The 21,223-nt window shown below is 41.5% G+C and carries 22 protein-coding genes; 5 read left to right on the top strand and 17 right to left on the bottom strand.

The features are described 5' to 3' along the window. Nucleotides 1-12 precede the first annotated feature (12 nt). The 12 genes from D0T84_RS05845 to D0T84_RS05900 form a co-directional block, all read right to left on the bottom strand. Nucleotides 13-531 carry a Fur family transcriptional regulator gene (locus D0T84_RS05845; RefSeq protein WP_163306935.1) on the bottom strand — a complete coding sequence of 173 codons (519 nt, stop codon included), beginning with the start codon at nucleotides 529-531 and terminating at the stop codon, nucleotides 13-15. A 174-nt stretch (nucleotides 532-705) separates the two neighbouring features. Then, on the bottom strand, nucleotides 706-1,461 hold the full coding sequence (locus D0T84_RS05850; protein WP_163306937.1) for a NigD-like protein: 756 nt from the start codon (nucleotides 1,459-1,461) through the stop codon (nucleotides 706-708). Nucleotides 1,462-1,597: 136 nt separating this feature from the next. Beyond that, the gene (locus D0T84_RS05855) at nucleotides 1,598-2,044 is read right to left on the bottom strand and encodes a nucleoside deaminase (RefSeq protein WP_163306939.1); all 447 of its coding nucleotides are present in this window, start codon (nucleotides 2,042-2,044) and stop codon (nucleotides 1,598-1,600) included. Further along, on the bottom strand, nucleotides 2,041-2,259 hold the full coding sequence (locus D0T84_RS05860) for a hypothetical protein (protein ID WP_370525441.1): 219 nt from the start codon (nucleotides 2,257-2,259) through the stop codon (nucleotides 2,041-2,043). The genes D0T84_RS05855 and D0T84_RS05860 overlap by 4 nt, the downstream gene beginning before the upstream one ends. Nucleotides 2,260-2,378: 119 nt before the next feature. Continuing rightward, on the bottom strand, nucleotides 2,379-3,458 hold the full coding sequence (gene dinB, locus D0T84_RS05865; protein WP_163306941.1) for a DNA polymerase IV: 1,080 nt from the start codon (nucleotides 3,456-3,458) through the stop codon (nucleotides 2,379-2,381). Nucleotides 3,459-4,351: 893 nt separating this feature from the next. After that, nucleotides 4,352-5,194: a glutamate racemase gene (murI, locus tag D0T84_RS05870; protein ID WP_370525446.1), complete on the bottom strand. Its 843-nt coding sequence runs from the start codon at nucleotides 5,192-5,194 to the stop codon at nucleotides 4,352-4,354. A gap of 269 nt (nucleotides 5,195-5,463) precedes the next feature. Then, nucleotides 5,464-5,784, bottom strand: coding sequence for a hypothetical protein (locus D0T84_RS05875; protein WP_163306945.1), 321 nt, complete (start codon nucleotides 5,782-5,784; stop codon nucleotides 5,464-5,466). Beyond that, nucleotides 5,777-6,337, bottom strand: coding sequence for a hypothetical protein (locus D0T84_RS05880; RefSeq protein ID WP_163306947.1), 561 nt, complete (start codon nucleotides 6,335-6,337; stop codon nucleotides 5,777-5,779). The genes D0T84_RS05875 and D0T84_RS05880 overlap by 8 nt, the downstream gene beginning before the upstream one ends. 188 nt (nucleotides 6,338-6,525) lie before the next feature. Next, entirely contained in the window at nucleotides 6,526-6,987 is a 462-nt protein-coding gene (gene tnpA / locus D0T84_RS05885; protein WP_163306949.1) for an IS200/IS605 family transposase, read from the bottom strand. A 671-nt stretch (nucleotides 6,988-7,658) separates the two neighbouring features. Beyond that, on the bottom strand, nucleotides 7,659-9,536 hold the full coding sequence (locus D0T84_RS05890; RefSeq protein WP_163306951.1) for an ABC-F family ATP-binding cassette domain-containing protein: 1,878 nt from the start codon (nucleotides 9,534-9,536) through the stop codon (nucleotides 7,659-7,661). Between the two features lie 230 nt (nucleotides 9,537-9,766). Then, nucleotides 9,767-10,258, bottom strand: coding sequence for a hypothetical protein (locus D0T84_RS05895; RefSeq protein WP_163306952.1), 492 nt, complete (start codon nucleotides 10,256-10,258; stop codon nucleotides 9,767-9,769). Between the two features lie 45 nt (nucleotides 10,259-10,303). Beyond that, on the bottom strand, nucleotides 10,304-11,179 hold the full coding sequence (locus D0T84_RS05900) for a hypothetical protein (protein WP_163306953.1): 876 nt from the start codon (nucleotides 11,177-11,179) through the stop codon (nucleotides 10,304-10,306). 922 nt (nucleotides 11,180-12,101) lie between these two features. Here D0T84_RS05900 and D0T84_RS05905 point away from each other — a divergent pair. Next, nucleotides 12,102-12,995, top strand: a complete 894-nt coding sequence (locus tag D0T84_RS05905; protein WP_163306954.1) for a hypothetical protein — start codon at nucleotides 12,102-12,104, stop codon at nucleotides 12,993-12,995. A gap of 16 nt (nucleotides 12,996-13,011) precedes the next feature. Here D0T84_RS05905 and D0T84_RS05910 read toward each other — a convergent pair whose 3' ends face one another. The 3 genes from D0T84_RS05910 to D0T84_RS05920 all read right to left on the bottom strand — a co-directional run bounded on the left by D0T84_RS05910 (nucleotide 13,012) and on the right by D0T84_RS05920 (nucleotide 16,221). Then, the gene (locus D0T84_RS05910) at nucleotides 13,012-13,710 is read right to left on the bottom strand and encodes an LrgB family protein (protein WP_163306955.1); all 699 of its coding nucleotides are present in this window, start codon (nucleotides 13,708-13,710) and stop codon (nucleotides 13,012-13,014) included. Nucleotides 13,711-13,901: 191 nt separating this feature from the next. Next, on the bottom strand, nucleotides 13,902-15,317 hold the full coding sequence (locus tag D0T84_RS05915) for a DUF4270 domain-containing protein (RefSeq protein ID WP_163306956.1): 1,416 nt from the start codon (nucleotides 15,315-15,317) through the stop codon (nucleotides 13,902-13,904). A gap of 97 nt (nucleotides 15,318-15,414) precedes the next feature. After that, a complete protein-coding gene (locus tag D0T84_RS05920) occupies nucleotides 15,415-16,221 on the bottom strand; it encodes a glycogen/starch synthase (protein WP_163306957.1) in 807 nt (268 codons plus the stop codon). Nucleotides 16,222-16,446: 225 nt separating this feature from the next. Here D0T84_RS05920 and panC point away from each other — a divergent pair, with 225 nt between their 5' ends. The 4 genes from panC (at nucleotide 16,447) to D0T84_RS05940 (ending at nucleotide 19,687) form a co-directional block, all read left to right on the top strand. Further along, nucleotides 16,447-17,292, top strand: a complete 846-nt coding sequence (panC, locus tag D0T84_RS05925; protein ID WP_163306990.1) for a pantoate--beta-alanine ligase — start codon at nucleotides 16,447-16,449, stop codon at nucleotides 17,290-17,292. Nucleotides 17,293-17,333: 41 nt separating this feature from the next. Further along, nucleotides 17,334-17,687, top strand: a complete 354-nt coding sequence (panD, locus tag D0T84_RS05930; protein ID WP_163306958.1) for an aspartate 1-decarboxylase — start codon at nucleotides 17,334-17,336, stop codon at nucleotides 17,685-17,687. A gap of 9 nt (nucleotides 17,688-17,696) precedes the next feature. Continuing rightward, entirely contained in the window at nucleotides 17,697-18,254 is a 558-nt protein-coding gene (locus D0T84_RS05935; protein ID WP_163306959.1) for a YcxB family protein, read from the top strand. Between the two features lie 77 nt (nucleotides 18,255-18,331). Next, on the top strand, nucleotides 18,332-19,687 hold the full coding sequence (locus D0T84_RS05940; RefSeq protein ID WP_163306960.1) for an MATE family efflux transporter: 1,356 nt from the start codon (nucleotides 18,332-18,334) through the stop codon (nucleotides 19,685-19,687). Between the two features lie 56 nt (nucleotides 19,688-19,743). Here the strand turns inward: D0T84_RS05940 and D0T84_RS05945 are convergent, their stop codons facing one another. Next, complete coding sequence (locus D0T84_RS05945; protein ID WP_163306961.1) at nucleotides 19,744-20,412, bottom strand: hypothetical protein; 669 nt, start codon at nucleotides 20,410-20,412, stop codon at nucleotides 19,744-19,746. A 553-nt stretch (nucleotides 20,413-20,965) separates the two neighbouring features. Further along, on the bottom strand, nucleotides 20,966-21,202 hold the full coding sequence (locus D0T84_RS05950; protein WP_163306962.1) for a hypothetical protein: 237 nt from the start codon (nucleotides 21,200-21,202) through the stop codon (nucleotides 20,966-20,968). Nucleotides 21,203-21,223: the final 21 nt, after the last annotated feature.

Genomic DNA, 21,223 nt, shown 5'->3' on the forward strand with positions numbered 1-21,223 from the left:
AGTACCGACATTTCATTTTTTCTTATTAATACGGGTACTCTTATTTTCTGTTACTTTCGCTTTATTCTTCTTTTCCTCTGCATTTTTAGACCGCATGCACTTGTTGCAGATACCATAAATATACATGCTGTAATAGCTGATTTTGAATCGTTGCAGCTTTTTCTGCTGCGCCGGAGTAAAGAGGTTTCCGTTCTTATGCTCTTTGACCTCGCCACAACTCAGGCAAATAAGATGATCGTGATTTTCATTGCCGAAAGCGCGTTCATACTGGGACACATTAGCTCCAAACTGATGCTTTACCACCAGTCCGCAATCAAGCAATAGTTCTATCGTATTGTATAGCGTCGCGCGGCTTACCCTGAAACTAGACTGCTTCATCGCTTTGTAAAGGGAATCCATATCAAAATGCCCTTTGGTAGAATAAATGTGCTCTAGTATTGCGTATCTTTCAGGGGTCTTACGATGCTTATTCAAATTCAGATAATCAGTGAATTCGTTTTTGACCTGCTCTTTAAGTTTAATGTTATCCATTTATAAAAATCTGATCTGAACAAAAATACATCTTTTTGAAGAATAAACAGTGGTATAATCCGGAAAAAAAAGGAAAGTGTTCAAAAATTTATTTATCAAAGACATACCCTGCATAAAGTAGAAAAAGAGAACTCTCCCGAGCTCTCTTTTTCAGAAAGGAAATCAAAAAGAATATTAATAAATATTCAGGTTAGTCGAATTATCTTTTTCATTGAGTGCAGTACTTCCCGCTGTTCCGGCTTCGCCGTACTTATACTCTATTGTTTTTATCTTTGTATCTCCGCTAAAGTCTGTCCATTCTATATCGAATGTTACTTTATCGCGTCCTGATGTCAGATAGGGAGTAAGGTCGAACGACACATAACCATTTACACCATAGTGTTCGGGGTCTCCGTTCCTGTTGTGCCTGAATTCCAGTTTTACGACATCATCTAATGTTGAGAGATCGGGTCTGGCAGATACCATATTTATCAAATGAGCCTTGGTTTCGCCGGTATTAAAGCTGAAATAGATATTCATATACCCTCCACTTGCCCATATCGAATATACCTTGATCGGATCGTATCCTATACTATCTTGTTGTACCTCATCATCGGGCGCTATATAAGCAATTTCCTTTGTCAGCACATCGGTAAACCCGTTCAGCTTAACAGCATGATCGTAACCATCAAATTTATCGGATAATATAGTATAGTTTATAATAGCTCTGTCATATTTAGGCTTCAGATTTATGCCCACCGGCGCTGCAACCCAAAGTTTCTCTCCGCTATCTAAAGTAAAATCGTATGTATTCTCTCCTACTTTGTTTACTGTTACCATCGACCTCCAATACTTGTCAAGGGAGTAACCATCATCGGAGCAAGAAGTAAATCCTATTGCCAGAACAAAGCAGAGAATCTGCATTGAAAATAGTTTCGTCGACTTTTTCACGACTAAAGTTTTTACTTGAATTTAATTGTTTACTTTCTTTTTACAATTAGTAGATACCATTTTAACCCTATCGTTGCACGAGAAAATCTAAATAATTGTTAAAAACGATTCTTTTCAGGAAAAGCGGTACTCAATCTTATCTTTTTTGCCTGAAAAAGTCCTTCATAAGGGTAGCGCATTCTTCTTCCAGAACGCCTGATACTACGGTGGTTTTAGGATGCAGGATAGAGGGCGAAAATGTGGAGTAGCCTTTTTTAATGTCTCCGGCTCCGTAAACTATCTGCGCTACCTGCGACCACAATAAGCCTCCCGCACACATAGGGCATGGCTCTACTGTAACATACAGGGTGCAGCCGGTCAGGTATTTCCCTCCAAGCACATTTTCGGCTGCGGTAATAGCCTGCATTTCGGCATGTGCCGTCACATCGTTAAGGGTTTCGGTAAGGTTATGCGCCCGTGCTATAATACGCCCCTGGCAAACGATGACTGCCCCGATAGGGACTTCGCCCTTGTCGAATGCCTGACGGGCTTCATTCAAAGCCTGACGCATATAGTATTCGTCGTTGAGTATAGATGGGTTCATCGGCGCATCTCGTTTTCGCCAAACAGGGTAGGATAGTCCTGGTCTAGGCTTTTGAGTACATGGGCAATGATAGTCTCGCGGCACCAACGGGAACGGTTAGCTATCTTATACTTCTTTATATACGAAGCTATAAGGGCATACTCCTCTTCATTCAGCGAAAAGAGAAGATGTTTGGTACGGTTGCTGTGCGTTCCTTTCTTTTTCGGTTTCATCATTGCAAAAGTAAGTACTTATCTGAATATGTGAAAGTATTTTGATAAGAATATCGGCTACCGGTCGCCTAAATCCCCCGAAGGGGGGGAGTAGCCTTCCCTTTTGGGAGGTTGGAGGGGCTTTATCCTCCATCTTCGTCAAAATTAATCCGTAACTGAACGGCATCGTACCACCCTGTTTCATCGTCACTGTTTTTCAGTCCGAGGCCAATCAGCCGCACTTTGGGAGACAAGTCGACAAGCTGCAGGAGTTCGAACCCCGCCTTGTAGAATGTTTCGTAGTCGGAAACGGCTTCCGCAAAGGTTCTGCTGCGGGTAATCATCTTAAAGTCAGCATATTTGATCTTCAGAGTGACAGTCCTGCCCCTGAATTTTTTCTTATCTATATAATCGAAGGCTTCACGGGCAACTATATCGAGTTCGAAAGCCAGTTCGTCCAAATTGTCAATATCCCTGTCGAAGGTGGTTTCTGAACTGACGGACTTCCTTATCCGCTTCGATTCTACGGGGCGGTCGTCTATGGCACGGGCGTTCTGGTAGTATATATGTCCCGCCTTGCCAAAGACGGAGACCAGTTCATTTTCGGAGCGTTGCTTCAAGTCCCAGCCTGTCTTTATCCCTAACTGGTGCATGAGTTTTGCCGTGACCTTGCCCACCCCGAAAAACTGTTCTACAGCCAGCGTTTCCACAAAATGCTCGGCGACTTTGGGCTTTACTACAAACAGCCCGTTGGGCTTGTTCTGGTCGGAAGCTATCTTTGCCAGAAACTTGTTGAAAGACACGCCCGCCGAAGCCGTCAGGTGGGTGGTTTCGTATATTTTTTGTTTTATCTCCCGCGCTATTTCGGTAGCCGAAGCTATTTGCTTATGGTTCTCGGTCACATCGAGGAAAGCCTCATCGAGGGAGAGCGGCTCCACCAAATCGGTGTATTCGTGGAATATATCCATTATCTGCCGCGATACGGACTTATAAACATCGAACCGCGCGGGAACAAATATCAGGTGGGGACATTTGCGCAGGGCGGTCTTGGAGGCCATAGCCGAACGCACACCGTAACGCCGCGCCTCGTAACTGGCTGCCGCAACCACGCCACGCGGCCCCGCATATCCCACAGCAAGGGGCTTACCCCTGTATTCCGGGGTGTCGCGCTGCTCGATGGATGCATAAAAGGCATCCATATCTATGTGGATTATTTTTCGCATTCGGTTTATTTTTACTAAGTAACTGTTTAAATTTTATACGAATATTTTATTATACCTTTTTCTTCGTTCATTTTTAGGCTGTTTTCGGCTGCTTTTTCCTTTCTCTCAACTCAACCAACGGTCACAGGAGCGAAGCGTATGTAAATAAGCATCTCTAAAACATCTCTGAAAATTGGAACGAATAAAATTTAAGCAGTTACTAAAAAGTGACAAAAGTGACAGTTTTTTTCTGTTTTTTATTGTTACTTTTTTACTAGTGCTTCGTTGGTATACCTTCACAGAACTGTTATTCGTAATGTGAAATATTTGGTTCTGCCAATTTTAGCTTCGCTGATTTTCAATTCAATCATTGTCACTTTTTTTTAAGAGTAATTTTTTGTTTCTGTCATGCTGACGACAAGAAGCATCTCTTGTCTCGTTCTCCTTTGAGCAACGAGATACTTCGTTCCTCGGCATGAGAAAGAGAATGTAGCATTAATTATTAATGCAAATCAAGGGTTGCTTTGGGTTGCAGTATACTATTATAAATCAACCTTCTGTTTTGCAACCAGGGTTCTAAGTCCACGAAGTGGGCTAATATGGATAACTACGGGTAAAACCCGTGGAAAAAGCGGATAGGGAGAGGCCGTCTATGTAGGAGGCGAATGGCATTTGTTTTTGCTATTTGCCTCCTACGGAGACACATTCTTCTGTCAGTTCCTGCCACGGGTTTTACCCGTGGTTATCCACCTTCAGTCCCTTCGGGACAATAAATTTGAACGAATAAAATTTAAACAGACTCTTATATAAGATAAAGTTAGAGAAAAAAAGTAACGTGAACAGCTCAGAATATGAGAAAAATATATTGTTCAAGTCCTCGCCCTTGAGTTAGACTATTAGAAACTGTTTAAATTTTATTCCAACGTTATATGCTTCACTTCAATCTCTTTATGGAGGAAGATGGTCGCGGCTTCTGAAAATTTTTCGGGAGATTCGGTTGTAAAGTAACGTGTTGCCCCTCCCTTTGTACATACATTATCCATATCGGGATGGCGGTGGAGATAGTCCTGCAGGCTGCGGGCTATATATCCTCCCTGAGGCAGGGCTGTAACGCCGCCGGGCAAGAAACGCTTAATCTTATCCAACAACAACGGGTAATGTGTGCAGCCGAGAATAAGGGTATCGATCTGCGGGTCTTTGGATAATATATTGTCAAGGTTCTTCTTTATAAAATAATCCGCTCCTTCGCTCTCGTATTCCCTGTTCTCAACCAGCGGAACCCACATAGGGCAGGCCTCGCCCGTTACCTTTATGTCAGGGAAAAACTTGTTTATCTCCAACGGGTACGACCCTGATTGTATAGTACCTACCGTACCCACAATACCCACATGACGGCTTTTGGTTACTTGTCCGACGATTTCGGCTGTAGGGCGTATTACGCCAAGCACCCTTTTGTCGGGGTCTATATCAGGGAGGTCATTTTGCTGGATAGTACGCAGCGCCTTTGCCGAAGCTGTATTACATGCCAGTACAACAAGGTTGCAACCCATGTCGAACAGGGCTTCGACTGCCTGTTTGGTAAATTCATAAACAACTTCAAACGAACGCGAACCATAGGGCGCACGGGAATTGTCGCCGAGATAGCAATAGTCATACTCAGGCATAAGGGCTTGTATTTCCGACAGGATCGTTAAGCCGCCATATCCTGAATCAAATACACCAATGGGACCGGGTTTAAGCATTCGTTTTTGTTTTATACAGATATAGTGAAAGCCGAGCGCAATCAAGCTTGCTTGAAGTTGCCGAGGCGCATCCTATATTATGCAAAGATAAATACAATATTGGAGGTAAAGAGATAAGAGCCTGTTTAAATTTTATACGAATATTTTATTATATCTTTTTCTTCGTTCATTTTTAGTCTGTTTCCGGCTGTTTTTTCCTTTCTCTCAACTCAACCAGCGGTCACAGGAGCGAAGCGTATGTAAATAAACATCTCTAAAAATTGGAACGAATAAAATTGAAACAGTTATTTAGTCATTTCATCCAGCGTGTGCCCCCAGTCGTACTCGTTGATATGCTCCCCAAAGGCCTTGCGGGCAACATCCAAAACATCTTTGTCGAGTTTAATATCCGTTTCGTACAGGTTACTGACCGTGTTTTCGAGAGCGATCAGCCATTCGTTAAGTTCGAGGTAATACCGTGCATCTTTTACCAGAAAACCGAGGTATTCTTTCATGGGTACTACCTTTGTGATAAGTTGAAATGAGAGAGCTTTAGTCCGGGCTTCTTCTCCCTGTGCTACTTGTTCGAGCAAGTCAATAAATTGAGTCGTCAGTTCTTTATTCATTTTCTTTTTCTATTTTGGCACAACCTTTATAAATATGACCCCTGAAATTAATAAAAATTTCGAAAAAAGACACTTCTTCACATATACAAAGTTCACAAACCTGCTGTTCGCGGGGAAAATAGGAATAGCCTCTCACAAGTCCATATATATTCTCACCTTCGCATCCGAACATAAAAGAGAAGCTGTTGTCGATAAAATCGTTGACATCTATCTTTAGTTTGTATGAGGACTTTCCTGCTTCGGGGTGGGTAAAGGTTAATAAATGCTCTTTTATTTCTGCATTCCAGAACGGTTCATCGCCTTCGGCATGAAAAGAAAGCCCGGCATCAAATACTTTCGACAAAAAAGACGTAGCCTGCAAACGCCCTGTCTGTTCCAGTTCTTCGGGATGCTTCCAGTCCATCGTTTTCTCATTCAGATTCCAGACTTTTATAGAAGTATCGGAAATACTGCCGGCAAAGAGGTACTCTGAGTTTTTGTTGTCCTGATATAACTCCTGTGCGAAGAAAGGCAGGGAGAAGCAAAGCAATAGTATGATTAAGATAGTTTTCATATTTGCATAATTACTCTTTAGGATAATTCTTTAATACTGCATACAATCTTTCTTCTGCTTCTCCACTCATTTTGCCGATTTTCACCTCTACATTTTTCAGGTTTTTCAATTTTGTCTTGTCCTGAAATAGCGTTACTCAAAAAAGAGTAAAGTTATGGAAGAAAACGATTCTCAGTAGTGGCGCCACGTTAAAGAATCCAATCGAAAAGGAATTGTTCATCGTAATTCACTCCAAATTTCTGAAGAATATCAATATATTCCGTCTTAAAATCCCGCTTCTTATGATGTTCGCGTTGGTTAAGAATATATTTCGCCACAGCATCAAGATGAGAAGCTGAGTAAGAAAAAACACCGTACCCGTCCTGCCATTGGAAATGAAAAGGTATAACCCCCTTCTCATTAATAAATTTTGAAGAATTAGATTTCACATCCCTGACCAAGTTGGATACAGAAACATTCGGATGCAAACCAACCAATATGTGAACATGGTCAGGATTGGCATAAATAGCACACAATTTACATTTTCGGTTAGTAATAATACCACTCATATATTTTTGAAGTTCTTCACGAAAAGACTCATCAATTAAAGCTTCACGGGATTTTACAGCAAAGACAAGTTGAAGATATATCTGGCTATATGTATTTGGCATGCCATGTTGAATAAAGATTGTTAACCAAAGGTATAAAATATCTATAATATGGCACCACTACGTGGCGCTGTTTTAATTCTCATTCTTTTTCCTGTGCTTCCGCACAGGGCTATAAACAGGTAACTGCTACGCAGTACTTGATACAAATATACTCTAACACCAACAGGTTTATTTTCAAACAAATACAACATACCATTACATGTCTCTTTATGAATAAATCTTATAGCACAACATTTTAAGCTATCAGCTTATAATAAAACCGCTAAGCGGTTCCCTGTTCATAGCCCTGTGCGGAAGCACGGGGTATAAGATCAATAGTGAAAAGTCAGTGCCACGTAGTGGTACTATGTTAATGAATCCAATCGAAAACATTTAATTAATTACGCCAGTTCACTCAGGGCTATAAACAGGTAACTGCTACGCAGTACTTGATACAAACATACTCTAACACCAACAGGTTTATTTTCAACCAAATACAACATACCATTACATGTCTCTTTATGAATAAATCTTATAGCACAACATTTTAAGCTATCAGCTTGTAATAAAACCGCTAAGCGGTTCCCTGTTCATAGCCCTGTGCGGAAGCACGGGGTATAAGATCAATAGTGAAAAGTCAGTGCCACGTAGTGGTACTATGTTAATGAATCCAATCGAAAACATTTAATTAATTAAGCCAGTTCACTCAATTCCAGCCAGCGCATGGTCTTTTCTTCTATCTCGTCTATCAGTTCGCTTATACGGTTCGATTTCGCCATCAGTTCATCAGCCGAAAGCGTTCCGCTGGAAAGCTCATTTTCAATAGTTGATTTTTCTTCTTCAAGCTTCGGTATCAGGGCATCCAGTTCCTCAAATTCGCGTCTTTCCTTAAACGATAGTTTTTTCTTTTCTTCATTCTTCGGCTGAGATCGCTGTACTTTTTCCTCTTTCGGTTTGGCTGCTTGCTGTTGCTCCTTTTCCAGCTCCTCCTGTATCTCTTTCCACTCGCGGTATTGTGTGTAATTGCCGGGAAAATCCTTAATCTTCGCATTCCCCTGAAAAGCAAGCAGATGGCCTACCACCTTGTCCATAAAGTAACGGTCGTGCGATACAACAATTACACAGCCCTTGAACTGTTGCAGGTATTCTTCCAGTATATTCAGCGTTACTATATCAAGGTCGTTTGTAGGCTCGTCCAGTACAAGGAAGTTAGGGTTGGTAATCAGTACCGTACACAGGTAAAGACGGCGTTTCTCTCCTCCCGACAGTTTATAAACAAAGTTATGCTGCTTCTCCGGCGGGAACAGAAAGTGTTGCAGAAACTGAGAGGCTGTGAGGCGGCTGCCATTGCCCAAGTCGATAACTTCGGCAATATTCTGTACCACATCGATAACTTTCATCTGCTCATCGAATTTCAGCCCGTCCTGGCTGTAATAGCCGAATTTTACGGTCTCGCCAATGTCGAAGCCTCCCCTATCAGGAGCCACTTCTCCCATCAGCATTTTTATGAAAGTAGATTTACCAGTACCGTTATTACCCACAACTCCCAGTTTTTCGTAGCGGGCAAAAACATAGTTGAAGTCTTCAAGTATCTTAATGTCGCCAAATGCCTTATATACATGTTGAGCCTCAAAAATTTTGTTGCCGATATAAGCGCCTTTCATCTGCAACTGCACATTACCCGCATCGCGTACCTGCTGTGCTTTCTTCTCCAAATCATAGAATGCATCGATACGTGATTTTGCTTTCGTGCCGCGTGCCTGTGGCTGGCGGCGCATCCATTCCAGTTCTTTGCGCAGGAGGTTGTTTGCGCGGTCTATCTCAGCATTCTGGGCAGAAACACGCTCGTCACGTTTTTCCAGATAGTAAGAGTAATTGCCTTTATATTGAAACAGTTGCTGCTGGTCTATTTCGATAATCTCGTTACACACACGGTCGAGGAAATAACGGTCGTGCGTCACCATCAGCAGGCTAAGGCGCGAACGTTGCAAATGCTCTTCGAGCCATTCCACCATATCAAGGTCGAGGTGGTTGGTAGGCTCGTCCAGAATAATCAGGTCGGGTTCGGTAATCAGTACATTAGCCAGAGCTACGCGTTTGAGTTGGCCTCCCGACAGTTCGGATATCTTCTGGTCAAAATCGGTGATCTTCAACTGCGCCAGAATCTGTTTTGCCCGGTGTTCGTAGTCCCATGCCTGCAATACATCCATCTTCTGCAATATAGCGTCAAGGTTGGAATGGTCTTTCGAATTGATTACCTGTTCGTACTCGGCAATCAAATCCGTAACTTCATTTCCCGATTGGAAACAGGCTTCGAGCACACTCAGCCCGCCCGGATATACAGGGTCTTGTTCGAGATAGGCTACGCGCAGGTCGCGGCGGAATACCACCGAACCGCTGTCGTAAGGCTCTTTTCCTGTAAGGATATTTAATAATGTTGTTTTACCCGAACCGTTTTTAGCTATCAGCCCGATACGTTCGCCTTCGGCAATACCGAAAGAAATGTCACGAAACAGTACCAGATCGCCAAAACTCTTTGTTAGTCCTTCTACTTGCAGGAAAGATGCCATATATTCAATTAATAGTTAAGAAACTGTTTAAATTTTATACGAATATTTTATTATACCTTTTTCTTCGTTCATTTTTAGTCTGTTTTCGGCTGTTTTTTCCTTTCTCTCAACTCAAATAGCCCGCTATTATCGTTTCGAGGAAGAACCAACGGTCACAGGAGCGAAGCGTATGTAAAAAAGCATCTCTAAAACAGCTCTAAAAATTTGAACGAATAAAATTTAAAGAGTTTCTAAGTTGTTAGTAAAAATTTATTCAGAAAAGAAGACAGGTTTTCGGCAATCAATACCGGCGTTTCATATTCCGGCTCGCTCCCCTGATAAATCTTGCCATAGTTCTCATTATTCACGCAAATAGCGATATAGGAATAGTAATCGTTTACCGACATATAAAACGGTATGAAGATTTCCCAGAATTGCTGTATTTCCGCTTTCATATCTTCATCGGCGTACATCAGGCTATCCATCTCGAATGTATTCCACACAAAAGCGTCATCCACTTTTCCGTACTCCTGCTGGTAATCTTTATATGATAAGAACCACTGGGTTTCGTCAGGTGAAGCTGTTTCTGAGAAAGAACAGATAAAGTCGATAAACTCCTGCGGCGTTTTCGCCAGCCTTTTTTCGGCCAGTGCGGGAAGTATTATTTTCGACCTGTCTACAGGCGTAAAGTCCACAGACCATTTCAAATCGGTCAATCTGTTTAAAAATATGTTTGCTTCCATGATTTTTACCTTTTTTTATTCCCGGTATTTTTCCGTTATTAAAGATTATTCAATCCATGTTAACCTTGATGACAAAACAGTCCAGTTTCCATTTTCTTTTTTCAAATATGCCTCGCCTCCCTGATAAACCAACCTGAAGTAAACTTTTGCATACTCCATATCTTTATCAAAAACGACAGAATAAGCCTGCGGATATGATAGCAATTGCCAATAGCCACCCCAATGACCATCCCATATTTTGACCTCGTCTTCGAGGAAAGCCTTTCGCTTTTCTACTTCCCGCCTGCCCCTGTTTGGGCTAAAATAAAGTTTTCCCTTAACCTTCCAATAGCTATTTCCTAAGAAATTGTTCAGAGCAACATTGTACTTTGGCACCAAATAAGTTATTCTTTTCGACTGACTATTTACATTAGGTCTGAAATCCATTATGGAATCTGTCAAAACCTCCTTATACCCCAGCATGTCATTTATAGAGCCAGATGCCTCAAGATACAAATTTATCCTCCTTCTATCTATAACTTTTTCAGATGTCGCGCTTTTTTTAATAAAACAGGTTACTATACTATCTGTTTCCTCTTCTGTATAATACACTTTATCAACAAAATAGATTTTTACAGAGTTTTGGACTATCAAGGTTTTTACATTCTGATAAATGCTGTCTCCCCATTCGGAATTGCCCACCGAAATAAGATCCAATGGCTTGTAAAAAGCTGAAAATACCTTATACGTATTCTGTATAGTATCGCTCAGGCTAAGAAGTTCGTCCTTACCAATAGGTTTTATCTCTTCTTGCCAATTCCTGAAAAAGTCATTGAGCATGATTTTTGACTTTTTCTTATATGCTGTCTCCAAAATATCCTGCGCCTGAGCATAATCCAAAATACAGAAAAACAACAACAATATAATCAGTATTTTTTTCATTATCCGAATATTAAACTCTAATTCCTACAAAGGTAATTAAAAAGAAAGACACAGGCATTTGTTGCAGGGCATCAAAATCGGATAAGTTTTTTTATAGATTCTATATCCGGAGCTATTGAGTGTTGTTTTGTAGGAGCAGGGTTTGCCTGCCTGTATATGAATAATGCGAATCAAGGGTTAAATGTGCTGTTTTTTGTCCCTTTAGGGACTGAATGTTGGTAGAAAGAAGCTTTAACCGGTTAATTGCGTGCCGTCAGGTACGCAATATCTACAGAACAATTCACATTTTGTACCTGACGGCACAAAAAACGAATTTCATTCATGTTTCTACCAATATGATGTACCTAACGGCACATTTAACCCTTGATTCGCATGAATAATATCTATATCGGGCGGGCAAACCCTGCCCCTACATGAGCCTGAAGACAACTTTATGAATTTTGATGCCTTTGCCCTGTATTTTCTCTTTTATTTTGAGAAAAAAATTATCTTTATGCCCGAAATACTAAGTAACTGTTAGGAAATTTCACGAATTCTTTTTCATAAGAGAAAGGTTAAGAGTTCTTCGTTCATTTTTAGCTTGTTTTCGGCTAATTTTCTCTTTCACTCAGCTCAAGTAGCCCGCTACTATCGCTTCGTGGAAATAAAAATTATCTCAAAAACAATTCTAAAAATCAGAACGAGAAATTTCCTAACGGTTACTAAGAGCCTGTTTAAATTTTAGCGAAAATTTTTATTACAGGTTCTGGTCAATAGTTCTTAGCAATTTTTTAGGCTCTTTTTAGCGTACTGTACGCTTTTTACTCTTGGTTTAGCCCGCTAAACCAGCTAGCAAAAATGATAAAATACATCTAAAAACAGCTATAAAAAAGATTTGCTATAAAATTTAAACAGACTCTAAACAAAACACTATCTCATGGACATGAACTTTTCAATTACAGACGTTTTCAAATACTGGGACACACTTACACAATACATCAACCCTGCTACAGTCATCATAGGGGCTGTGCTGGGCGGAGTTCTTGGTTTTATAATATTCCTTGTCGCCGAAATCCTTTTGCGGAAGAAAATACTGATACGCCGCCGGCACTGGAGCCTCAAATACCTTTCTTACCTGTATATGGCATTTTTTCCCTTGTTCGCCGGGTTTTGCTTTACCCAGTGGTTTGCCATGCACACCTGCGAACGCGAACTGGTAAAAAATATCCCTACTTATCTGGGGGATGCCAACTCGCTGTTCAATGTATACCTGAAAGATGAAGTAGTGAAAATTCTGGATGAGAAACACCTGCAACTTACAGGTCACGAGGCGATCGACAAGGCGGCCTCACTGGCCGGCAACACCGTAAGCGAGCAACTGAAAAGCAATATATCCACCACCGACACCACCCTGACGGCAAAAGCCTCTTCTTTCCTGCTCAGCAAGGTTGCCGAAACGGAATTTATAAAAAATAAGGCTGTGCAATATGTGGAAGAAAAGATGGGCTCGGCCGTAATGATGGATAAGAATATGACCAATGAGGTGCTGAACGTAAAGATAGAAAATATTCTGGATGACGGGGTGCTGAATACGATTATAGAAAAACATATCAGAAACCTTTTCGGAGGATTTAAGATGAATGCCCTCCTCATATTCCTTATCGGGATGGCAATACCTATAGCCGAAATCGTACTGGCCCATTATCTGGAAAAGAAACACCTGAAGGCTGAGCCGGCTGCTACGGCTTCAACTGTACCCCCTGCGCCTCCTGCAATGGGAAATACACCACCAGCGATGGCGAAGCCTGAGAGAAACGACAATACTCCACCCTTCTAGGTAGCTGGCCAGGCCATTACAAAGCGGCAAACAGCTGGTGCACAATAGGTATCAGCAAGGCTGTCATTACCCCCATCAGGCCGATAGCCAGTCCGCTGAGGGCACCTTCTATCATACCCATTTCCATCGCTTTGGCGGTACCTACGCCGTGTGCCGAGGCTCCCATTGCCAGGCCTTTGGCTACACTGCTCCTGATGCCGAGCAGGCGCAAGATAGGCGGCCCCACAATGCTGCCGAATATACCGCAAAAGATAACGATAACAGCAGTCAGCGATACGTTCCCGCCCGATTGCGCCGCTATACTCATCGCGATAGGCGTAGTTACCGATTTAGGCTCAAGGCTGTGGATCAGTATCTCATCCGCTCCTGTAATCTTGGCCAGTATAATAACGCTGATAATGCCTACTACACTACCTATAAAAATAGATGTAAGAATAGACACTACATTTCCTTTCAGGTATGCGATCTGCTCATACAATACATATCCCAGAGCAACTACAGACGGCCCCAACATAAAACTAACGAAGCGGCTTCCTTCCTCGAATGTCTGATAGTCAACCCCTGTTATTTTCAGGAACGCTATAATGATAGCGATGGCTATAATCAGCGGATGCAACAGTCCGAACCTTGTTTTTTTGAAAACCCATTGCCCGAAGAGGTAACTGCCAAATATGAGCAAGAGTATAAATTCGGTGGATTCAAATAATGCTTTCATTTCCAATGATTAATATGAATCAGTATTTATTTAAACTATATGTCCTTAAATCTTATGCATCATAAAGCTGAGCGCTTAAGGGTGGTGTGCATATAATAAGAAACACAGCCGAATATCCTATATAACAGGAGTAATATTACGGCTGTGTATGTTATTTATATCTTAGAGTCTGTTTAAGACGGTACAATCTGTTATTCGGCACTACTATTGTAGTTGCTGAATATAAGAGCCATTTTCATATTGTCTTTATCTGTTCTGAGAACGGCTGATGTCGGGTTCATCTGGTTATAAACATTCACATATGTGTTATATGAAGAACCGTAAGTAGATGTCGACGACTGAGTGCTGGCAGAAATAGGTATTACCATATATTTCAGATCAGGAATATTTGCTTTGTCCTCATCCTTATAATAGTCCATGTAATAATTTACCAGATTCGCTATATTATTCGAAGTAGACCCCGATACGTTTGCATAAACGAAATTATAGGTATTTGTAGCGGCAGACCGTTCCATGATGAAACTAGTCTTCGCGTCCGCCATCTTCTTCTTCAGGAAGAAATTATTCAAAGAGTCCTTGTTTATAAACAACAGGGTCGAAGACCTGCCCAGGCTAGATTCCTCTTCTACCTCAGAATATCCTTTGATTTTAAAATTCGCGGCGTTCAGTTTATTGTTTTTCTTTCCGGTCTCCGATGCTTTCTTCATTATCTCGCCCAATGGTATGGTGATTTCTGTACATACTCCGGCCGGACTTTTCAGATAAGTACGCGTATCGCTGTTCGTAAATAAATATTCAGGATTCTTATTCTGAACATGGTTCAACTGAATAACCTCAGGGGTGAATGTCAGCCTGAACAGCCCTACACGGGTAGAGTCTGCCGTATCTGCCACATTCCTGCCTGTATATTTGAAATATATTTTCAACTGTGTGGCATTTATGCTCAACAGGCTGCCTGTTCCGAAGCTATTGGTTACATACATCCCTTTAAAGAACTTCTTCAATGTTTCCGAATTCTTAAATGTAGCCCCTTTTGAATTTTCCCATTCGTCATAGAACTCCTGACCAACAGAATTTTTCAAGCGAAGGAAGTAACTCCTCAGTCCGCTGTCATTAGGCGCGTCGGCTATTGAAAATATCCCCTGTCCCAGAGGTTCGGTCATATCACAATATTTTTTAGGATTGGCATTCGTAAAGAAATTTGCGGTAAGAGGCGTTGTCACCCTGTATGCCGCTATACCAAATGGAGAGATGGTGTCTCCAAGAAAACTTTCCGACAAGATCTCAATGAAAGTAGAGTCTATAGAAAAAGTCTTATCCGGAAATTTTGTATTTTCAGGGCAATATAGCTCGGCAAGGTAATCCGACTTCACACTGCCAAAATAGGAATCAGTATAATTGCCCAGCAACCCCCATTGAGTTCTGGCATATACTGAATCTTCAAGAGATACGGTTCTCGCTGTTATCTGGACAGTATCTATGTATATGGAGATATCGTCTCCGCCCGGCTGTATGGAGTTCCCTACCTCGGTGAGGTCATCGTCACAAGAAATAAAGACCACCATCAGTATGGCAATTGTCAGATTCAGTAGAGCTTTAATATTCATTCAAAATTAAGGGTTTAATTAAATTGGGTTCAAATATCTAAAAAAATGCTGTTCACATGAAATAAAACAGCATTTTTCTAATTTTATTTTAGATACTTTAAAGATTCTCGTAAAAATTATTGATCGCGTCCACCGAATTTTCCACATCTCCCTGATATGAAAGGAAATTCTTGCCGGTTTTGTTTACATAATCAAGCACATTTTTATTGATAGAATCCTCACTCTGGATTACTCCATCCGCATTCTTGATTGCAAAATTAGAAAGAGTTTCGAAATCTACAATACCTTTCAGGTCGGCAATGTCTTTATCCTTGATGCCGTCGAACTTCAGTTTTTCTATAAAGTTATCGCTGAACGGCTGTTTGAAGTCATCATTATACAATGAATATACTACTTTCGAATTCTTGAAACAAGGGTCATCCGCATAAGCTGTCTTGATATAAAGCCCTGTAAGAGCGGTCATCCATCCGTGGCAATCGATCACATCGGGTATCCAGCGGAGCTTCTTTATGGTTTCCAAAACTCCCCTGACATAAAATATACTCCGTTCGTCGTTGTCTCCGAACTCCTGGTTATTATCATCGGCAACGGTATATTTCCGTTTAAAGTAATCGTCATTATCTATAAAGTAAATCTGCATTCTCGCAGCCTGTATAGAAGCTACCTTTATTATTAGAGGATGGTCTGTATCATCTATAATAAGATTCATCCCCGAAAGGCGGATTACTTCATGCAACTGGTTCCTTCTTTCGTTGATGCTGCCAAACTTCGGCATAAATGTTCTTATTTCCTGTCCTTTCTCTTGTATAGCTTGTGGCAAGTATCTACAATTGGTAGCTATTGGTGAATCTGGTAAATAAGGAGTAATCTCCTGTGTAATGTATAAAACTTTTTTTGTGCCCATTTAATTTTTCCTCTTCTAATTCTGAATTGAGAATACAAAGATAATAAAAAAAAATCTTCTTTTTTGCAAGCTTTACGTGACAAAATCCTGCAATACTTTATTTTAAGGGGTTTTTCATCTTTTTACGAAGAATTTATTCTCAAAAAAAATAAACAAAAAGACCTGATTGTTTCGGGATTACGCAAATATTTATTTGCTTTGTATCCTCTTTTTGATTTTGAAGGAATGGAAGTATTAAAAACCGTAAAAGAAGTACAGGATAAAGTAGCTTCTTTGCGTTCATCCGGGGCGGAAATCGGATTTGTCCCTACAATGGGTGCACTTCACCAGGGCCACCTTTCGTTGGTCGGGCAATGCATTGCCGATAATGATATATGCATTGTCAGCATCTTTGTCAATCCCACACAATTTAATAACAAGGAGGATCTGATAAAATATCCGCGTACCCTGGAGCGGGACAGCCAATATCTCGAAGAAGCCGGCGTTGACTTTATTTTTGCGCCGTCGGAGGAAGAAATATATCCCGAGCCTGACACCCGCCAATTCGATTTCGGACAAATAGATAAAGTGATGGAAGGTGTACACCGCCCGGGGCACTTCAATGGCGTAGCGCAAGTCGTAAGCCGTTTGTTCGACATCGTAAAGCCTGACAGGGCTTATTTCGGAGAAAAAGATTTCCAGCAACTGGCGATAATAAGGGCAATGGTAAAGCAGCTTGCCCTGCCTGTGCAGATAGTACCCATGCCGATAGTAAGGGAAGCCAGCGGGCTGGCGCTCAGCAGCAGGAACGAAAGGCTGACAGCCAAGCAAAAAGATATAGCCGTAAATATATCGGAAACACTGTTTGAAAGCCGCCAATGGATGAAGTCCTTACCGGTGCAGGATACGATAAAGAAAGTGACGGACAGGCTCAACTCTTTTGATGAATTAAGCGTTGAATATTACGAAATAGTAGATGGCTATACCCTGCAGCCGGTAAAAGAGTGGGACGATGCCGCTTATATAGTAGGGTGCATAGCCGTATTCTGCGGCGAGGTGCGGTTGATAGATAATATTGTATATAAAGGATAGCAGGGAGAAGCAAATTCTCTCCGCGATATATAAATAAAGAAATGATTATAGAAGTTATAAAATCGAAGTTACATCGTGTTACTGTAACCGAAGCGAACCTGAATTATATAGGGAGCATCACGATCGACGAAGATTTGATGGACGCGGCAAACCTGATCGAAGGCGAAAAAGTCCAGATTGTGAACAACAACAATGGGGAACGCCTCGAAACGTACGTTATCAGAGGCAAACGCGGTTCGGGCGCTATATGCCTCAATGGCGCGGCAGCCCGTAAGGTGCAGCCGGGAGACGTTGTCATCATCATGTCATTTGCGCACATGGAATTTGAAGAAGCAAAATCTTTCAAACCGTGGGTTGTATTTCCCGACACCAAAACGAACAAGATTATAAAATAAAACCGGAGGATGTTTATTTTTGCAAAGACGATATCGATCTCCTTTGCCGACTATATGGCATTCAACAAGATGCATTTCGGGAAATGGAAACTGAGGCCTGTTTGGGTATGGGCTTTCGTTACCGTATTGTCTGTTTTGTTTTATACGATAGGCTATAATACAGATAGCCGGATAGACGAATCGAGTACGCCCTTCCTCGTATTCCTTTTCTTCTTTATATACGCTATTATCGCTGCCGGCACATGGCTGTTGGTACTGTTGACGAGATTGCGGTTCCGGCTTATTCATTTTATTGCCTACAAGCTGAATCCCCATACTTTCGTCCATATTGAAGTACTGATAAACGAAAAAGGGATTGAATACAAAACAACGAAGAGGAATTTTATAGCCTTGTGGAGCCAGATAATAGAAACACGCGAAGACAGCCAGAGATACTTCATTTATTACGCACGAAATGCCGTCTTTATACTGCCGAAACGTTATCTGGACTCGTTGGAAGAACGCACAAAATTCGTAAACTTCCTGAAAGCATTCTCTAACCCGGACCTCAAGTTGATGAACAGTTGATAGTGGATGATTGACAATGTTCAACATATAACTGTCAATTATTAACTGTCCATTATCCATTCAAAATCAGATAAATCATGCATTCTTATTCATATAAAGATATATGGAAAGTCAGCTTTCCCATAATGTTGGGGCTACTGGCCCAAAGTGTAGTACAGCTTACAGGCACCTTCTTCTTAGGGCACTATTCCGTCCCCGGCCATCCGGGGCTGGCAGGGATATACCAGAGCGCCTCGGGGCTGGCAGGTATATACTATGTAGCCATATTTACCATCTGCTTCGGGTTTAGCATTGGCGGGCAGATAATGATCAGCCGCCGCAACGGGGAAAAGAACTATGACAAGATAGGGACTATCGTTATACAGGGGCTTATGTTCCTGCAGGTATTCGCCCTGATACTGTTCTTCCTTTCGCAATTGCTCATCGATCAGGTTTTGTCTACATTCCTCAAATCGCCGGATGTATTCAGCGCTATCGACAAGTACCTGTCGTGGCGTATCTACGGGTTCTTCTTTGCGGCCTTCAACGTCATGTTCCGGGCTTTCTACGTAGGTATTGCGCGCACCAAGGTGTTAACGTTCAATGCCATCACTATGGCAATAGTCAACATCGTGGCCGATTACGCGTTGATATTCGGGAACTTCGGATGTCCCGAATTGGGGATAGAAGGGGCTGCTATTGCCGCCGTATTGTCGGAGGTAGCGTCCGTACTGTTCTTTACTATTTACACATTCGCCACAATTGATTTCAAGAAGTATGGTTTTGCCAAGATGAAATTCAGGATGTCGATTATCAAAAATATCCTGAGCATATCCTCTTTCACGATGGTGCAATACCTGATTTCCATGTCTACGTGGTTTATCTTCTTTGTGGCCATAGAACAGCACTCCGAGGACGCCCTCAAAATAACCAACCTCGTCAGGAGCTTCTATATGGTTTATTTTATCCCTATGAACGCCCTGGCCACCACAGCCAATACACTGGTGGGAAATACGATCGGCGCGGGCAATACCAAGGGCGTGCTCCCGCTTATCAAGCGGATATGCCTGCTGAGCCTGGGTATTACTACTCTTATGCTGGTTATTACACTGATCTCGCCCAGGTTCTGGATATCTTTTATCGCACCGATAGACCAGGTGTCACTTATCGGCGAAACGGTTATGCCTCTGGTGGTACTGTTATTTTCCCTGCCTGTATCCTCGCTGGGGACAGTGGCTTTTAACTCCATATCGGGGACAGGAAACACCAAGGCGGCTCTGTATCTGGAGATTATAACAATGTGTATCTATATAGGCGCAATGTTCTGGATTGTTATCTACAAGCAAATGTCGGTAGCATGGTGCTGGACTGTAGAGTATTTCTACTGGGGGCCAATGCTCATTTTCTCCGTTATATATCTTACAAAGGCACGGTGGCAAAACAAAAGGGTATAATATAAAAAACCTCTTCGCTTAAGTAACGAAGAGGCTTATTTTTATCTGAGAATGGCTTATTTTTTAGCAATTTTCTTCTTATAGTATTCTGTCTTTTCCAAATCGTTAGCCGAAAGGATACCCCTTACTCCAACCTCTATCTGTCCGTTCTTTATGATGATACCTCTTACCCACTGGTCAGAATATTTAGCTTCATTTTTGTATTTTGCCCAAGCTTCTTTTACAGCCTGTGCTACCATATCTGAAGTAAGAGCCGAAGCGTCATACATTTCGTTAGCAAGGACGAAAGTTTCCTTATTACCGGTCACCAGCCTTACTGTTTTAGCCTGACCCTTGTCCCAACCTCCGTTATCGGAATCGTAACGATATTCAAAAAGTTTTTTTGCATCATCCGGATTCAAGTATGTAAGCGTTATTGTAGCATAATCCGGTTTGTCACGCCTTATCGAGCCTTCCTTTGAAGGGCGGGAGATCCAGATATCAATTTTGTCAAGCTTGCTCATGTTGTCTCCAGCTTTGGCGATAACTCCTTCTACAACTTTTTTTACTTCGGCTTCGTCGGAGAAAATCTTATAATCAAAATTTTTGGAAATTAGTTCCTTGCCACTTGAAGCATTTTCTTCAGTGCCTGTAGATGATTCCGAATCTGAATTAGAACTTGGAGTAGAGCCTCCACACGAAAAAAGGAAAGTGGTAGTTAGTAAAGTCAAAATAATTTTTTTCATAAATACTTGTTTTAGTAGTTAGTAGTTAATTTAGTGTCTTGTTAAAATTTATATCAATAATGCAAATATTATAAAAAATGAGCAAAGTGTCAACTTTTACTGCGATTAAATTAAAATAAAGTGAAATAAACAGATATTAATGCGGAAGAATTCACCATTTTTATATCTTTGGTATGGAAACTGACACAATAGTGTTTGAGATAAAAACAGAATACGGACTGGATATGAAATTGACGATTTTAATTTAGTACATGACAAAAAAATATCCAATATGGAAAACTTTGATAATTAACAAATTATCCAAAAGGCAAAATATATGCTGCCTTGTCTTTCAGACAGTAGTTTCTAAGTATTGCAATTTCCGCAGGCCGATGACCCAATATCTTCAAACTAAGGCTGAAAGCCTTTATTATTTCAGCCCAATGGCAAGCGAAGCGTCGCCTTGGGTAAACAGCATCTAACAGAAACTGCGCGCTGAAACAGCGGCAGAGTGAAGCGGAGCCAAAGCGCAGGTTAAACTTAAAGAACAAGACCAAATCAGTGACCTGCGCTTTCAGCGCGCACGCTCTATGTTTGGATATTCTGACCCAAGGCGTTGCCTTGGGCTGAAATAAGACGGGCTTTCAGCCCTGATCTTTGGTTTCATAATCCTTAAGTTGATGACACTGGACCGATAACCTTCGGTTATGAATTGAATTGAATTGAAAATCAGCGGAGCTAAAATCGGCAGAGCTAAAATCGGCGGAACCAAAATCAGGTTTTTCAAGCCTGGTTCAATGTTTTTTGTCATGTACTAAGCGATTTTAATCAA

This window comes from Dysgonomonas sp. 521 (genome assembly GCF_010501055.1).
Taxonomy (GTDB): Bacteria; Bacteroidota; Bacteroidia; order Bacteroidales; family Dysgonomonadaceae; genus Dysgonomonas.

Excerpts from the sequence above, each read along its gene's own strand:
- D0T84_RS05845 (WP_163306935.1), bottom strand. The coding sequence starts at position 531 with ATGGATAACATTAAACTTAAAGAGCAGGTCAAAAACGAATTCACTGAT.
- D0T84_RS05855 (WP_163306939.1), bottom strand. The coding sequence starts at position 2,044 with ATGAACCCATCTATACTCAACGACGAATACTATATGCGTCAGGCTTTG.
- D0T84_RS05860 (WP_370525441.1), bottom strand. The coding sequence starts at position 2,259 with ATGATGAAACCGAAAAAGAAAGGAACGCACAGCAACCGTACCAAACAT.
- dinB (WP_163306941.1), bottom strand. The coding sequence starts at position 3,458 with ATGCGAAAAATAATCCACATAGATATGGATGCCTTTTATGCATCCATC.
- D0T84_RS05875 (WP_163306945.1), bottom strand. The coding sequence starts at position 5,784 with ATGAATAAAGAACTGACGACTCAATTTATTGACTTGCTCGAACAAGTA.
- D0T84_RS05880 (WP_163306947.1), bottom strand. The coding sequence starts at position 6,337 with ATGAAAACTATCTTAATCATACTATTGCTTTGCTTCTCCCTGCCTTTC.
- tnpA (WP_163306949.1), bottom strand. The coding sequence starts at position 6,987 with ATGCCAAATACATATAGCCAGATATATCTTCAACTTGTCTTTGCTGTA.
- D0T84_RS05890 (WP_163306951.1), bottom strand. The coding sequence starts at position 9,536 with ATGGCATCTTTCCTGCAAGTAGAAGGACTAACAAAGAGTTTTGGCGAT.
- D0T84_RS05895 (WP_163306952.1), bottom strand. The coding sequence starts at position 10,258 with ATGGAAGCAAACATATTTTTAAACAGATTGACCGATTTGAAATGGTCT.
- D0T84_RS05900 (WP_163306953.1), bottom strand. The coding sequence starts at position 11,179 with ATGAAAAAAATACTGATTATATTGTTGTTGTTTTTCTGTATTTTGGAT.
- D0T84_RS05905 (WP_163306954.1), top strand. The coding sequence starts at position 12,102 with ATGAACTTTTCAATTACAGACGTTTTCAAATACTGGGACACACTTACA.
- D0T84_RS05910 (WP_163306955.1), bottom strand. The coding sequence starts at position 13,710 with ATGAAAGCATTATTTGAATCCACCGAATTTATACTCTTGCTCATATTT.
- D0T84_RS05915 (WP_163306956.1), bottom strand. The coding sequence starts at position 15,317 with ATGAATATTAAAGCTCTACTGAATCTGACAATTGCCATACTGATGGTG.
- D0T84_RS05920 (WP_163306957.1), bottom strand. The coding sequence starts at position 16,221 with ATGGGCACAAAAAAAGTTTTATACATTACACAGGAGATTACTCCTTAT.
- panC (WP_163306990.1), top strand. The coding sequence starts at position 16,447 with ATGGAAGTATTAAAAACCGTAAAAGAAGTACAGGATAAAGTAGCTTCT.
- panD (WP_163306958.1), top strand. The coding sequence starts at position 17,334 with ATGATTATAGAAGTTATAAAATCGAAGTTACATCGTGTTACTGTAACC.
- D0T84_RS05935 (WP_163306959.1), top strand. The coding sequence starts at position 17,697 with ATGTTTATTTTTGCAAAGACGATATCGATCTCCTTTGCCGACTATATG.
- D0T84_RS05940 (WP_163306960.1), top strand. The coding sequence starts at position 18,332 with ATGCATTCTTATTCATATAAAGATATATGGAAAGTCAGCTTTCCCATA.
- D0T84_RS05945 (WP_163306961.1), bottom strand. The coding sequence starts at position 20,412 with ATGAAAAAAATTATTTTGACTTTACTAACTACCACTTTCCTTTTTTCG.
- D0T84_RS05950 (WP_163306962.1), bottom strand. The coding sequence starts at position 21,202 with ATGACAAAAAACATTGAACCAGGCTTGAAAAACCTGATTTTGGTTCCG.